The sequence below is a fragment of the Pantoea sp. CTOTU46764 genome (assembly GCF_031974595.1).
GTDB lineage: Bacteria > Pseudomonadota > Gammaproteobacteria > Enterobacterales > Enterobacteriaceae > Pantoea > Pantoea trifolii.
The window spans coordinates 1-13,761 of record NZ_DALYOQ010000095.1 but is presented as its reverse complement, the minus strand read 5'-3'; the positions used below and the strand labels follow the sequence as shown (position 1 = coordinate 13,761).

General features: G+C 55.3%; 13 protein-coding genes and 1 other annotated feature. Of the genes, 4 read left to right on the top strand and 9 right to left on the bottom strand.

Features of this window, described 5'->3' with window-relative positions:
* Window positions 1-10: 10 nt before the first annotated feature.
* From thrC to RTM06_RS21365, 5 genes are all read right to left on the bottom strand, one after another.
* Window positions 11-1,294 carry a threonine synthase gene (thrC, locus tag RTM06_RS21380; protein ID WP_154154288.1) on the bottom strand — a complete coding sequence of 428 codons (1,284 nt, stop codon included), beginning with the start codon at window positions 1,292-1,294 and terminating at the stop codon, window positions 11-13.
* 3 nt (window positions 1,295-1,297) lie between these two features.
* A complete protein-coding gene (gene thrB / locus RTM06_RS21375) occupies window positions 1,298-2,227 on the bottom strand; it encodes a homoserine kinase (protein ID WP_312184646.1) in 930 nt (309 codons plus the stop codon).
* Between the two features lie 2 nt (window positions 2,228-2,229).
* Window positions 2,230-4,692 (bottom strand): bifunctional aspartate kinase/homoserine dehydrogenase I, encoded by a 2,463-nt coding sequence (gene thrA, locus RTM06_RS21370; RefSeq protein WP_154154291.1) that lies wholly within the window; start codon window positions 4,690-4,692, stop codon window positions 2,230-2,232.
* Window positions 4,693-4,718: 26 nt separating this feature from the next.
* Window positions 4,719-4,841: a sequence feature (Thr leader region), on the bottom strand.
* The gene (thrL, locus tag RTM06_RS22805; RefSeq protein WP_071531027.1) at window positions 4,777-4,848 is read right to left on the bottom strand and encodes a thr operon leader peptide; all 72 of its coding nucleotides are present in this window, start codon (window positions 4,846-4,848) and stop codon (window positions 4,777-4,779) included. Its footprint overlaps the feature before it by 65 nt.
* Before the next feature lie 189 nt (window positions 4,849-5,037).
* Entirely contained in the window at window positions 5,038-5,742 is a 705-nt protein-coding gene (locus RTM06_RS21365) for a tRNA/rRNA methyltransferase (RefSeq protein WP_312184644.1), read from the bottom strand.
* A gap of 589 nt (window positions 5,743-6,331) precedes the next feature.
* Between RTM06_RS21365 and arcA the strand changes: the two genes are divergently transcribed.
* A complete protein-coding gene (gene arcA / locus RTM06_RS21360; RefSeq protein WP_008108686.1) occupies window positions 6,332-7,048 on the top strand; it encodes a two-component system response regulator ArcA in 717 nt (238 codons plus the stop codon).
* Between the two features lie 47 nt (window positions 7,049-7,095).
* Here the strand turns inward: arcA and creA are convergent, their stop codons facing one another.
* Complete coding sequence (gene creA / locus RTM06_RS21355; protein WP_256698363.1) at window positions 7,096-7,569, bottom strand: protein CreA; 474 nt, start codon at window positions 7,567-7,569, stop codon at window positions 7,096-7,098.
* A gap of 194 nt (window positions 7,570-7,763) precedes the next feature.
* On the opposite strand from creA, the gene robA reads away from it, so the two are divergent.
* A complete protein-coding gene (gene robA / locus RTM06_RS21350; protein WP_256698362.1) occupies window positions 7,764-8,642 on the top strand; it encodes an MDR efflux pump AcrAB transcriptional activator RobA in 879 nt (292 codons plus the stop codon).
* A gap of 98 nt (window positions 8,643-8,740) precedes the next feature.
* On the opposite strand, the gene gpmB is transcribed toward robA, so the two are convergent.
* Window positions 8,741-9,388, bottom strand: coding sequence for a 2,3-diphosphoglycerate-dependent phosphoglycerate mutase GpmB (gene gpmB / locus RTM06_RS21345; RefSeq protein WP_061718168.1), 648 nt, complete (start codon window positions 9,386-9,388; stop codon window positions 8,741-8,743).
* Window positions 9,389-9,439: 51 nt separating this feature from the next.
* Here gpmB and yjjX point away from each other — a divergent pair, with 51 nt between their 5' ends.
* Window positions 9,440-9,961, top strand: coding sequence for an inosine/xanthosine triphosphatase (gene yjjX / locus RTM06_RS21340; protein WP_312184642.1), 522 nt, complete (start codon window positions 9,440-9,442; stop codon window positions 9,959-9,961).
* Here yjjX and trpR read toward each other — a convergent pair.
* The gene (gene trpR, locus RTM06_RS21335) at window positions 9,958-10,281 is read right to left on the bottom strand and encodes a trp operon repressor (RefSeq protein WP_312184641.1); all 324 of its coding nucleotides are present in this window, start codon (window positions 10,279-10,281) and stop codon (window positions 9,958-9,960) included. The genes yjjX and trpR overlap by 4 nt on opposite strands.
* Before the next feature lie 44 nt (window positions 10,282-10,325).
* Window positions 10,326-12,245, bottom strand: a complete 1,920-nt coding sequence (sltY, locus tag RTM06_RS21330; protein ID WP_312184640.1) for a murein transglycosylase — start codon at window positions 12,243-12,245, stop codon at window positions 10,326-10,328.
* A gap of 258 nt (window positions 12,246-12,503) precedes the next feature.
* On the opposite strand from sltY, the gene atzF reads away from it, so the two are divergent.
* A partial coding sequence (gene atzF / locus RTM06_RS21325; protein ID WP_312184639.1) for an allophanate hydrolase occupies window positions 12,504-13,761 on the top strand: 1,258 nt, incomplete at its 3' end.

The window sequence follows — 13,761 nt, the reverse complement described above, 5'->3', positions numbered from 1 at the left end:
CAACGAGCACTTACTTCAGCAAAAACGCGCGCAGTTCAGCGAAATCGCCTTTCAGATTGTGCGACAGCAGCGGCAAGTCGGCGCGCTCGGCCAGCTCTTTCGGCAGCGGCAGATCCTGACCTAAAATCTCGTCCACGCTCTCTTTAAACTTCGCCGGATGCGCGGTGCCAAGGAACAGGCCGTATTCGCCCTCCTGCAGGTTGTCGCGCAGCAGACGATAAGCAATCGCCGCATGCGGTTCAGAGATGTAGCCAATCTCCGCCAGCTCGCGCATGGTGGATTTGGTGGTTTCATCAGACACCGCGCCGTACGCCAGATCGGTCAAACGCCAGGTTTTGCGGCGGAACAGCTCTTCCACGCGCGGCCAGTTGTTTGGCTGGCTGACATCCATGGCGTTCGACAGCGTTGCTACCGTGGCGTTTGGCTGCCATGCACCGTTGCCGAGGAAGCGTGGCACGGTATCGTTCGCATTGGTCGCCGCGATAAAGCGCTTGATCGGCAGACCCAATGATTTCGCCAGCAAACCCGCCGTTAAGTCACCGAAGTTGCCGCTCGGCACCGATACCACCAGCTGATTGCGCTTCTCTTGTGGCAGCTGCGCTACCGCTTCGAAGTAGTAGCAAATTTGCGCCAGCAGACGGCTGATGTTGATCGAGTTCGCCGAGTTCAGGCCAATCGCCTTCTTCAGTTCTTCATCATCAAACGCCTGTTTCACCAGGGCCTGACATGCATCGAAATCACCTTCAACCGCGATGGTTTCGATGTTGCCGCCCAGCGTACAGAACAGTTTCTCCTGCAGCGGGCTGATTTTTCCCTGCGGATAGAGAATCACCACGCGCACGTTTTCCATGCCGTAGAAGGCATGCGCCACCGCTGCGCCGGTATCGCCGGACGTGGCGGTCAGAATGGTGATCTGCTCATCCGCACCGCTCACATAGGAGAGCATCTGCGCCATAAAGCGGCCGCCGAAATCTTTGAACGCCAGCGTTGGGCCGTGGAACAGCTCGAGGCAAGCCACATCATCGCTGACCTTTGCCACTGGCGCCGGGAAAGCAAAGGCGTTTTTTACGCGCTCGGCCAACTGATGCGCCGCAATTTCATCGCCAATATAGGCAGAGAGAATTTTGCTGCTGCGGCTGACGAAATCCATCTCCAGCATGGCATCGATATCGGTCAGTTCGAATTCCGGCAGTTCGAGCGGGAAAAACAGCCCTTGCTGCGAGCCAAGGCCCTGTTTCACGGCTTGAGCAAAACTAACCTGCTCGTTGTGATCCTTAAGGTTGTAGAGTTTCATGCGTTATCCCAATTTACGTGCGCCAGCCGTATCAAGACGGCAGATGTGGACGAAACCTTCTTCATTCTGCAGATAGTGCTGGCTTAGCCAGTCCGCCATCCGCTGTGCCGTTGCCATCTCGTTGCAAACAGCGAAAAGTGTCGGGCCGGAACCCGAAATACCGCAGGCCAGCGCGCCAATATCCTGTGCCGCTTTACGCGCATCGGCGAAGCCTGGCAGCAGTTTGGTGCGATACGGCTCAGCGATAACATCCTGCATAAGTTTAGCCGCAAGCCCTGGCTGACGCGTATGACAGGCATGAATAAAGCCCGCCAGCAGGCGACCATGCTTGATGGCATCCTCTTTGCGGTATTGTGCCGGTAGAATGGCGCGCGCTTCGGCGGTGGAGACTTTAATCCCCGGATACGCCATCACCCACAGCCATTCGTCAAAGCACGGCACGTCCTGACTGATAATGCCGTTCTCTTCAATCATCAGCTGCACGCCGCCAAGGAAGCACGGTGCAACATTATCAAAGTGTACGCTGCCGGAAATACGCCCTTCCAGCTCGCCCATCAACGCCAGCAGTTCGGTGTCGTTGAGCGGCTTACCGCAGAATTCGTTCATCGCCATCAAGCCAGCAACCACCGAACAGGCGCTTGAGCCGAGCCCGGAACCGATCGGCATATTTTTTTCCAACGTCATCGCCACCGGAACGTGTTTACCAATCGCCTGGCAATAACGCTCCCAGCACTGATAAACGATGTTCTCCTGCGGATTGGTCGGCAGTTTGCTGACAAAGCGCCCGGAGTTTACCAGGCTGAAGCTGTCGGCGGCTTCGACGGAAACGCAGTCACCCAACAAGGTACCATCCACCGGCGAAACCGCCGCGCCCAGCACATCAAAGCCGACGCTGACGTTACCTATCGAGGCCGGTGCATAAATTTTTACCATCATCAAACTCCCAACTTCCACGACAGCGTACGCAGCAGGTCAGCAAACACGCCTGCTGCTGTGACATCATTCCCTGCACCATATCCACGCAGAACCAGCGGGATGGGCTGATAGTAGCGGCTGTAGAATGCCAGCGCATTCTCACCATTTTTCACTTTGTACAGTGGATCGTTGCCGTCCACCGCATCAATCTTCACTTTGCAAACGCCGCCTTCTTCAATCGCGCCGACGAAGCGTAATACTTTACCTTCGTCACGCGCTTTGGCAACGCGCGCGGCAAAGGCGTTATCCAGTTCCGGCAGACGCTCCATAAACTGCTCAACGTCAGCGATCTCGGTCAGACTGGCGGGCAGCAGCGGTTCGATTTCGATATCGCTGAGTTCCAGCTGATGTCCCGCTTCACGTGCCAAAATCAGCAGCTTACGCGCCACATCGGTACCAGAAAGATCGTCACGCGGATCTGGCTCGGTAAAGCCCATTTTTCGCGCCATTTTGGTCGCTTCAGACAGCGAAACGCCTTCATCAAGCTTGCCGAAGATAAAGGAGAGCGAGCCAGAGAGAATACCGGAGAACTTGATCAGTTCATCACCGGCGTTCATCAGGTTTTGCAGGTTTTCGATCACCGGCAAACCGGCGCCAACGTTGGTGTCGTACAGGAATTTACGGCGCGATTTCGCTGCCGCTGCACGCATCTGCTGGTAGTAGTTCCACGACGAGGTGTTGGCCTTTTTGTTCGGCGTGACGACGTGGAAACCTTCGGCGAGGAAATCGGCATACTGATCGGCCACCGCCTGGCTGGAAGTACAATCGACGATCACCGGATTCAGTAGATGATACTCCTTCACCAAACGCATCAGGCGACCGAGATTGAACGGCTCTTTGGCTTCGTTCAGTTCTGCCTTCCAGTTGCTAAGATCGATACCGTGTACGTTGGTTAATAGCGCACGCGAGTTAGCGATACCGCACACGCGCAGATCGATATGCTTCTGTTTCAGCCATGTCTGCTGGCGATGCAGCTGATCCAGCAATGCCGCGCCGACACCGCCAACGCCAACCACGAACACTTCGATTACCTGATCGGTGGCAAACAGCATCTGATGCACCACCCGCACGCCGGTGGTGACTTCATCGTTGCTCACCACCACCGAGATGGAACGCTCAGAAGAACCCTGTGCAATCGCCACGATATTGATATTGGCACGCGCCAGCGCCGAGAAGAATTTGGCCGAGATGCCGCGCAGCGTGCGCATGCCATCCCCGACCACGGAAATTACCGCCAGCTGTTCCAGCACGTCCAGCGGATCGAGCAAACCATCTTTCAACTCAAGGTAGAACTCCTCTTCCAGCACGCGACGCGCACGCGCCTGCTCGCTTTGCGGTACGCAGAAGCTAATGCTGTATTCCGAAGAGGATTGGGTGATCAGCACCACTGAAATGCCGGTGCGTGACATCGCGGCGAAAACGCGCGCCGCCATGCCGACCATGCCTTTCATGCCCGGACCTGACACGTTGAACATCGCCATGTTATTCAGGTTAGTAATGCCTTTCACCGGATTTTCATCCAACTCGCCTTCGCCACCAATTAAGGTGCCCGGCGCTTGCGGGTTAGCGGTGTTTTTGATCAGGCAAGGAATCTGGAACTGGGCGATGGGCGCGATGGTACGCGGATGCAAGACTTTGGCGCCGAAGTAGGAGAGCTCCATTGCTTCCTGATACGACATCGATTTCAGTAAGCGCGCATCCGGCACCTGACGCGGGTCGCAGGTATAAACGCCGTCAACATCGGTCCAGATTTCACAACAGTCAGCGCGCAAACACGCAGCCAACACCGCAGCGGAATAATCAGAGCCGTTACGGCCCAGCACCACCAGTTCGCCCTTCTCGTTCCCGGCGGTGAAACCGGCCATCAGGATAAAGTGATCGGCCGGGATCTGGCTGGCGGCGATGCGGCGCGTAGATTCGGCGATATCAACGGTGGATTCAAGGTAATGACCAATCGCCAGCAGCTTCTCCACCGGATCGATCACGGTGACTTTGTGGCCGCGCGCCTGCAGCAGCGCTTCCATAATCGCAATCGATAGCTTCTCGCCACGACAGATGATGGCGGCATTAACGGCGTCCGGGCATTGGCCCAGCAGGCTGATGCCGTGCAGCACCTGTTTCAGCTGCGCAAACTCCAGCTCAACGCGGGTTTTCAGTCCGTCGTAATCAAAGCCCGGCTGCGCGTCACGCAAGCCTTGCAGCAGGTCGGCAAAAATACGTTCGGCATCACTGATATTCGGCAAGGTGTCGAGGCCGCTGATGGTTTTCTCAATCATCGCCACCAGATGATTGGTAATTTTTGCTGGTGCAGAGAGAACGGTCGCAACCTGTCCCTGTTGTGCATTGCTTTCCAGAATATCCGCCACACGGAGAAAACGTTCCGCATTGGCTACTGAGGTTCCGCCGAATTTCAGCACTCGCATAGTTAAAGCTCTCCTGAATTTTTGCCGAAAAAAAAGCCCGCACTGTTTAGGTGCGGGCTTTTTTCTTTGTTTTTCCTGTATGCGTCAGCCCGCACCGTTACCTGTGGTAATGGTGGTGGTAATAATAATTGTGGTGTTCAGGCTGAGTTTACGCATTTAGATTTTTTTCTGTCTGTCTTTGTCTTGTCCGTCTGCCTTCCAGAAGTAAAGCAAAGCGCACGTTAAGTCAACGAATTTGTCTTAGCCGCGCCATCCCTGGCGCTGCGCAGTGCTGCGCTTGATAAAGCAAAAATTATTGCGATCGTTCAGGAGATGCGGCGGATTCCCGCATCAGTCACTAGCAACTCAGGATTTATCCGAGCAATTATCTATAAGTTTTTTTTCTACGTCATGTAACAAACGATGCAGCATGGCGCTGTCACGCTGTTCCAGCAGGCCGATACGCTGATCGATCCAGTCCGCCATTTTGACGTCATCACTCACATCCAGCTTAACCAGCAACTGGTGGAAGCGCTGGCGCAATGCCTGCAGTTGGTGCTCGTTCGCCACTTCCGCAGTCTCAGCCGCTATCTGATTGAGCGCTGACAGTTGATAGCAATACACCATCACCGCCTGACCGAGATTCAGCGACGGATAATCATTGGCCATCGGGATTCCGGTCAACAGATCGACCAGCTCCAGTTCTTCATTGGTTAAGCCACTGTCTTCACGGCCAAACACCAGCGCGATGCGGCTCAGCCATTGGCGCTTCTCCTGCAGGATGTTTTCAACCTGCGCAGGCGTGGCGTAATAGCGGAATTTCGCACGGCTGCGCGCGGTAGTTGCCACGGAAAAATCAACATCTTTTAGCGCCTCGCTCAGCGTGGCGTAGGTTTTGACGTTATCGAGAATCTCACCGGCGCCGTGCGCCACGCGCCGTGCTGCCGGATCTTGCCAGGCATCGCTGGCCACAATACGCAGCTCACTAAAACCCATGGTTTTCATGGCGCGGGCAGCCGCGCCGATATTTTCCGGACGGGCGGGAGAGACAAGGATTAAGGGGAAATGCATGATTTTTCCATCGAACTGTTAACAACTCGCATTATGTTGGCATGCAGGAGAGAAAATACCAACTGCGGCTAGCAGAGAAAATAAGATGTTAACGATGTTAAAAGAGGGATAAATCCAGCTGTAGTAGAAATTAGCAGGCATAAGCAAAATTATATGACCTATTTAATATAAAACCCTTTTCTTTCATATGATTAAAATATAATTTCCTGCGTGTTTTAGTTTTGGCTGTATAAGGGATAAATGTAGCAAAAATGCTGCATTTTGTGAGCTAAACTAGCAATCCTGGAGAAGTTTTTCATAAAAGTGTTAACGTGCTACACTTGCATTTGATATAAGTCAACGAAGCGTTGTTTTTATGCTTATCGGTTGTTGTTGGTGCTGTTAGGTTGCTGTTAATACGGTTAGGATGAGCGCCTGTCCGATATCCTCGGGGCGTGCAAATATCCATCCTGACTGGCTGAGCTAACACTGAAGTTGACGTAGATGGATGGTGTATTCCGAAGATTATTTCGTATACCGGTTGCAGCAAAATAGCGTAACCGACGTACGCCCTGTTTTCGATTTGTTGGCAAATTTTAGGTAGCGAAACATGCAGACCCCGCACATTCTTATCGTTGAAGACGAACTGGTCACGCGTAACACCCTCAAAAGTATCTTTGAGGCAGAAGGTTACGTGGTCTATGAAGCCACCGACGGCGCCGAGATGCATCAGGTTTTGACGGAAAATGACGTCAATCTGGTGATTATGGATATCAACCTGCCAGGTAAAAACGGTTTGCTGTTGGCGCGCGAATTGCGTGAGCAAGCAAACGTCGCGCTGATGTTCCTGACCGGCCGTGATAATGAAGTGGATAAAATCCTCGGTCTGGAAATCGGTGCCGATGATTACATCACCAAACCGTTCAATCCGCGTGAGTTGACGATTCGTGCACGCAATTTGCTGTCGCGTACCATGAATCTGGCGATGCCAAGCGAAGAGCGCCGTACGGTTGAAAGCTATCGCTTTAATGGTTGGGAGCTGGATATCAACAGCCGCTCACTGATCAGCCCGAACGGCGACCAGTACAAGCTGCCGCGCAGTGAATTCCGTGCCATGCTGCACTTCTGTGAAAATCCTGGCAAAATCCAGACGCGTGGTGACTTGCTGAAGAAGATGACCGGTCGCGAGCTGAAGCCGCATGACCGTACCGTGGATGTCACCATCCGCCGCATCCGTAAGCATTTCGAATCCACGCCAGATACGCCAGAAATCATTGCCACTATTCACGGCGAAGGTTACCGCTTCTGCGGCGAATTGCAGGATTAAGATTTGAAAGAAAAAAACGCCCGTCAGGGCGTTTTTTTATGTCTGCATTAATGCCACGGCATAATCGGCACGGCGCTCAGCGCATTTTTCGGCGATCCATCCACCACTTTGTCGGAATAGCTTAGGTACACCAGCGCATGACGTTTCTGGTCAAAGAAGCGCACCACCTGCAGCTTCTTAAACACCAGCGATGTGCGCTTTTTGAATACCACTTCACCTTGTGCCTTGCCTTGTGCGATTTTCTCGCTAAGCTCTACCGGTCCCACCTGTTGACAGGAGATGGCCGCGTCGGACGTGTCTTCCGCCAAACCTAATCCCCCTTTAATACCGCCGGTTTTTGCCCGGCTGATATAACAGGTTACATTTTTTACGTCCGGGTCATCGAAGGCTTCCACCACGATCTTATGATCGGGGCCGAATATCTTGAACACCGTGTCAACTGAGCCGATCTCTTCGGCCTGAACGCCAGCACTGAATGCATATGTTGCCAACGTGATTATAAGAATACGAGCTATTGTCATTGAGTTACCATTGCCAATCGAATAGATGAGAATGTAATGTACTGTCAATCGAACACAGAACCAAATCTAAACGGGTTTCAACCCGCATTGACTTAGCACACTCGATTAGCAAACCGCCCCCACGCTTTTGTGCATTTCGTGCTATTATTCGACGACTTCATAGTTGCGCCACCAGAGAGTTATGAGGATGTTTTATGGACCAAGCCGGTATCATTCGCGATTTGCTTGTCTGGCTGGAGAGCCATCTGGATCAACCGCTTTCATTAGATCACGTTGCGCAGAAAGCAGGCTATTCCAAGTGGCATCTGCAGCGGATGTTCAAGGAAGTAACCAGCCACGCGATTGGTGCGTATATTCGCGCGCGTCGGCTGTCGAAAGCCGCGGTGGCATTACGCCTGACCAGCCGCCCCATCCTCGACATCGCTTTACAATATCGCTTCGACTCGCAGCAGACCTTTACCCGTGCGTTTAAAAAGCAGTTCAATCAAACGCCTGCCTGGTATCGTCGCTCGTCGGAGTGGAACTCGTTCGGCATTCGCCCACCGATTCGCCTCGACGATAACAGCATTCCGGAAGCGCAGTTTGTTACGCTGCCTGAAACAGTGCTGGTCGGCCAAACGCAGAGTTACTCCTGCACGCTGGAGCAGATTTCCAGCTACCGCGATGAGATGCGCATGCATTTCTGGAAACAGTTCCTGCTGGAAACCGACACGGTGCCGCCGGTGCTGTACGGCCTGCATCAGGTGCGTGCCAGCCAGGAAAAGGATGATGAGCAGGAGATTCTCTACACCACTGCGGTGCCTGCCGATCAGCTGGCAAAAAGCATGCAGTCGAATCAGAGCGTGGTGTTGGAAGCGGGCGATTATGTTCAGTTCACCTACAACGGTGCGCGCAGCGCGCTGGGTGAATTCATCCTGCTGCTGTACGGCACCTGCATGCCGACGCTGGGATTAGTGCGTCGTCAGGGACAGGACATCGAGCGTTTCTTCACGCACGGTGGTAAGAAGCGGAGCGAGCCGCCAACGGAAATCCGCTGCGAATACCTGATTCCGATTCGCCCACAGAACCATTAATCCGTTCGTAGGGTCGCCATTCATGGCGACCTTAGCGCAGAACTGCACGATTTCGTAGGGTCGCCATTCATGGCGACCTCTTTATTTACAACGTCCGATCAGCGCTGCAACTCATCCAGCGCAGGCGCATCCAGATGCGACACATCCCCCGCCGTCTCAACCACCCAACCGGCCGCCAGCCACGCGCTCTGCTGATGATCCACGCGTGAAATCGAGCAGTTACGCAGACGTAAACGACGCTCCGCATGCGCAGGCAAACCGAGAATGGTGCTGACCAGCACGCCCAGCGCCATGCCGTGGCTGACAATCAGCGGACGGCTACCGGCAGGCAGCTCGAGCAGCGCATTCAGCGCTTCGTGCATACGCGCTGCCATTTCCGCCATCGATTCGCCACCCGGAATACGCCCAGCCGTAGTGCCATCCACCAGCGTTTTACGCCAGTTTTCCTCTTCTTCGGTTAAGCCGTCGAGTGGACGTTGTTCCAGGCAGCCCATATTCAGCTCACGCAGACGCGCATCGAGCGTAACGGTGCAGCCACACGCGTCGGCGATAATCTCTGCCGTACGCCGCGTACGTCCCAAATCGCTGGCTATCACGTGAGTAATGCCCAGCGATTTCACCCGCTCGCCCACCTGATGCGCCTGCTGCTCACCTTTTTCCGTTAACGGGCTGTCAGACTGCCCCTGAATGCGTCGGGCCGCATTCCATACCGTTTCACCGTGACGAACAAGATAGACCTGTAGCATGCTTAATTTCCGTTATACTGCGACAAATTTGCCTCGAGGGTTCAAACAATTATGTACCATGTTGTCGCAGCCACCATCAACCCGGCAAAAATTCGCGCGATTGCTCAAGCGTTCAACGACGTTTTCGGCGAAGGATCCTGCCACATCGAAGGGGTTGAGGTCGAGAGCGGCGTCTCAGCCCAGCCACTTAGTGATGTTGAAACGCGAACTGGCGCACGCCAGCGGGTAGAGAACGCGCGTCAGGCGCGTCCACAGGCCGATTACTGGGTGGCGATTGAAGCGGGCATTGAAGGCGATTGCGCCTTTGCGTGGATGGTGATTGAAAACGCGCAGCAGCGCGGGGAATCACGTTCGGCCAGCTTTACGCTGCCGCCAATTGTCGTGACAGGCTTAGCTGCCGGGCATGAATTGGGTGATGAGATAGCACGCTTAACCGGCGTGGAGAATATCAAACACAAAGGCGGCGCGATTGGAGCCTTAACCCACGGCCTGCTGAGCCGCTCCAGCGTCTACCATCAGGCGTTGATTCTGGCGCTATGTCCGTTCACGCATCCGCTGTACAGCCAGCGTTAATCGCGGCCAAGACGCGCTTCCAGCCAGCGTTTTAGCTCTGGCGGCGCCTCTTTCAGGCTGTTAGAGCCACGTGTAATGGTGGCAATGCCCACGCCCAACTCATTCTTCAGTTCACGCTGGCTCATCTCGCCGCTCATCAACTCTTCAATAATGCGCAAACGCGTCCCGTAGGATTCACGTTCATCCGGCGTCATCATCAGTTGTAATAACGGCAGCGCTACGCCATCGGCAAACGCGTTTTGCATCAGTTCGATAAAACGCAGCCAGTTATCTTCAACAGGCTGAGCCGGTTCCGGCTGGGAAGAAAGGGGTTGGCTCATGAAGGGCTTCCGTACTCATTAACGAGTACGGAAGCATAGCACAGTCAATACTGGCGATTCCACTCACTTTCGGCGAGAATCTTGTCCGGCTTGCCCATGAAGTAGCGGTAATAGGCATCGTAGGCCAACACGTTTTTCACGTAGCCACGCGTTTCTGAGAACGGAATGGTTTCGATAAACGCCACCGCATCAAGATTACCGCCGCTGGTTTTCTGCCAGCTGCGCACGCGTCCCGGACCGGCGTTATAGGCGGCCGTAGAGAAGATGCGGTTCTGACCAAACTGCTGATAGACGTACTCCAGATACTGCGTCCCGATCTGGATATTGGTCTGCGGATCCAGCAGCTGGCTGCTGTTCACATAGCCGGGAATGTTATACATCTTCACGGTATGCGTCGCTGTGCCAGGCATCACCTGCATCAATCCGCTGGCGCCCACCGGTGAACGCGCTTTCGGGTTCCACGCGCTCTCCTGACGCGAAATCGCCATCGCATAACTCTGCGGAATGCCTTTGTCGCTGGTGTATTGCTGATACAGATTTTGCCACGCCAGCGGGAAGCGCTCTTTTAGGCTATCCCACATTTTCGCGGTGATGGTGGCCTGCACGCTGAGATCCCACCAATCCTGCTCGTTAGCGTAACGCGCCAGCATCTGCTGCTGCGAACGGGTTTTGCTGGAGATCAGATTAGCCCATTCACTGCGCGCCAGGTTATCCAATCCCCAATACATCAGCTCACGCACGCGCGCCATTTCCGCACCTTGCGTCACGCTGCTATCAGCTGCCGGTGCCTTATCGACCTGCAACGGATACTCCACGCCCAAGCGCTGCGCCGCGACCATTGGATAGAAGCCGCGCGCCTGCATCAGCTTACGCAGAATATCGTTGGCTTCCTCTTTGCGGCCCTGTGAAATCAGCAGATCGGCCTGCCAGTATTGCCACTCATCCTTCTCTTTGGCTTCCACCGGCAAACGCGCGATCCAGGTATTGAGACCACGACGATCGTTCTGGCTCAGCGCCAGTCGTACGCGGCGCTCCACCAGCGCGGTGGATTCGCTGTTCATCACCACCGCATCACGCCAGCGCGCCTGCTCGCTGGTGAGATCTGCGCCCATCATGCGCCACACCACGGTCTCTTTCAGATCCTGCTCATCGGCCTGGCTCATCTTCTGCGCCTGCACAAGTTGTGGGATCATCATGCGCGCGTTGTCCATATCCTCACGCGCCACACGGGCGAAGGCGTAGCTGGTCGCCATGCGGGTGAAATCGGTTGGCCCCATGGTGCTGGCAAAGGTGGTAACGGTTTGCGGATTCTGCTGCAGCGCAATCAGCGCGCTGGCGGTGGTTTGATAATCCGCCGGCAGCATTTTCGCCAGGTAATTCACCAGGCTGTCGTTACCGGCTTTCATCGCCAGACGAATGCGCTCGAGAATGGTAATCGGCGAGAGTTGCCCGCTGGCCTGCCATACCGAGAACAGTTTGTCGCAGTCGTTCGGCAATGCGGTGCCGCGCAGCCAAATCTCTTTCGCACCGGCAAATGCCGCCTGCTGCTGGCCAGTGGCCCACTTGGCGTAATACCAGTTACAGCGCGCCTGCACCGGCTTGGGTTCATCCGGGCTGAAGCTGAGCACACCCTGCCAATCCTGGCGGTTCGCCAGCACATTCACAAAGCGCGTTGAGAGCGAGCGCGCCGGTGGCAGCGTGGGATATTGTTGAATAAAGTTCTTCACCGCCAGCGGCGTCTCTTGATCGAGGTCCTGCGCCAGCAGGCGATATTGCAGATACGGGTAGAGCGGATAATCCTGCAGCGTCGGCATCAGCTGCGTTACCTGGTCCATCTGTTTGTTATCCCAGGCTTGCTTTATTTGCGCATAGCGCTGTCGCTGCTGATCCAGCGAATCGGCCCATACGCTGCTGGCCGTGCTGACCAGACAGATCCCTAGCATCCAGTAACGCCACTTCTCCATTACGCTCTCCTCTCAGTGCTGCGATCCAGCTCATGCCAGACATCCTTCATGCTAACCAGGCCAACCGTCTCTTGCCATGTTCTTCACAAAATTTACGCTCGCGCACCGCCATTGCGCAGCCTTTGCGCCGCCATTGTGCAATTTATCATCAGAAAAACTTATTACACATCAATAAATTAAACACATTCATTCGCTTACAAAAATGGCACGCGCTTTGCTCTGTTGAATTCCATCTTGTATACCAGTTGGAATTCACTCATGGCATCGACCTTTGGCTTTACGCTCCAGGATTGGCAACGCAGTTACCAACAGGATCCACAACAAATTACCGCTTTGCTGGCGGCCCATCTCGACGCCATCGACGCGCAGGATAACGCCTGGCTCTATCTCGCCACGCCCGCGCAGCTGCAGGCACAAATTGAACCGCTGCTGGCGAGCTATCAACGCAACCCGGCCGCGCTGCCGCTGTTTGGCGTGCCGTTTGCGGTAAAAGATAATATCGATGTCGCCGGCTGGCCGACCAGCGCTGCCTGCCCGGCCTTCACCTACACCGCCGAAGCCGATGCCTTTGTCGTCGCGCAGCTCAAAGCAGCAGGCGCGGTGGTGATTGGCAAAACCAACCTCGACCAATACGCCACCGGCTTAGTCGGCACGCGTTCGCCGTTTGGCGCGGTGAGCAACACTTTCAACCCTGATTACGTCAGCGGCGGCTCCAGCTCCGGTTCAGCGTCAGTGTTGGCGCGCGGTTTGGTGGGCTTCTCACTCGGCACCGACACCGCCGGTTCGGGCCGCGTGCCCGCCGGTTTCAACAACATCGTTGGCCTCAAGCCGACCAAAGGCTGGTTCTCCGCCAGCGGCGTGGTGCCGGCTTGCCGCCTCAATGACACCATTTCGGTGTTCGCGTTAACGGTTGAAGATGCCTTCGCGGTGGCTACGGCAGCGGGCGGCTATGACGCGGGCGATGCCTATTCGCGCAGCAATCCGCACACCGCGCCAGCCCGCTTCAAAGCGCAGCCCGATTTCGCCATTCCCGCCACGCCCGAGTTCTTCGGCGACAAACAGGCCGAAGCGGCTTGGCTGGCGGCGCTGGAGCAATTGCAGGTTGGCGGCGCAACGCTGCATCCGATCGATTTTTCCCTGTTCCATCAACTCGCCGAGCAGCTCTATTACGGTCCGTGGGTTGCCGAACGCACCGTGGCGGTGGGCGAGATGATCCATCGTCCGGAAGAGATGGATCCGGTGGTGTACGGCATCGTCAGCAGCGGCCTGAAATACACCGCAGTCGAAGCCTATCAGGCGGAATACCTGCGCGCCGAACTGACGCGCCAGATTCAGCAAACGCTGGCGCAGTTCGATGCGCTGGTGGTGCCCACCTCGCCAACCATCCATACGCTGGCCGAAATGCAGCAAGAGCCGGTGCATTACAACTCGCAGTTCGGCACCTACACCAATTTCACCAACCTCGCCGATCTCAGCGCGCTGGCGCTGCCTGCGCCCTTCCGCGCCGATGGTTTGC

Excerpts from the sequence above, each read along its gene's own strand:
- thrC (WP_154154288.1), bottom strand. The coding sequence starts at position 1,294 with ATGAAACTCTACAACCTTAAGGATCACAACGAGCAGGTTAGTTTTGCT.
- thrB (WP_312184646.1), bottom strand. The coding sequence starts at position 2,227 with ATGGTAAAAATTTATGCACCGGCCTCGATAGGTAACGTCAGCGTCGGC.
- thrA (WP_154154291.1), bottom strand. The coding sequence starts at position 4,692 with ATGCGAGTGCTGAAATTCGGCGGAACCTCAGTAGCCAATGCGGAACGT.
- RTM06_RS21365 (WP_312184644.1), bottom strand. The coding sequence starts at position 5,742 with ATGCATTTCCCCTTAATCCTTGTCTCTCCCGCCCGTCCGGAAAATATC.
- arcA (WP_008108686.1), top strand. The coding sequence starts at position 6,332 with ATGCAGACCCCGCACATTCTTATCGTTGAAGACGAACTGGTCACGCGT.
- creA (WP_256698363.1), bottom strand. The coding sequence starts at position 7,569 with ATGACAATAGCTCGTATTCTTATAATCACGTTGGCAACATATGCATTC.
- robA (WP_256698362.1), top strand. The coding sequence starts at position 7,764 with ATGGACCAAGCCGGTATCATTCGCGATTTGCTTGTCTGGCTGGAGAGC.
- gpmB (WP_061718168.1), bottom strand. The coding sequence starts at position 9,388 with ATGCTACAGGTCTATCTTGTTCGTCACGGTGAAACGGTATGGAATGCG.
- yjjX (WP_312184642.1), top strand. The coding sequence starts at position 9,440 with ATGTACCATGTTGTCGCAGCCACCATCAACCCGGCAAAAATTCGCGCG.
- trpR (WP_312184641.1), bottom strand. The coding sequence starts at position 10,281 with ATGAGCCAACCCCTTTCTTCCCAGCCGGAACCGGCTCAGCCTGTTGAA.
- sltY (WP_312184640.1), bottom strand. The coding sequence starts at position 12,245 with ATGGAGAAGTGGCGTTACTGGATGCTAGGGATCTGTCTGGTCAGCACG.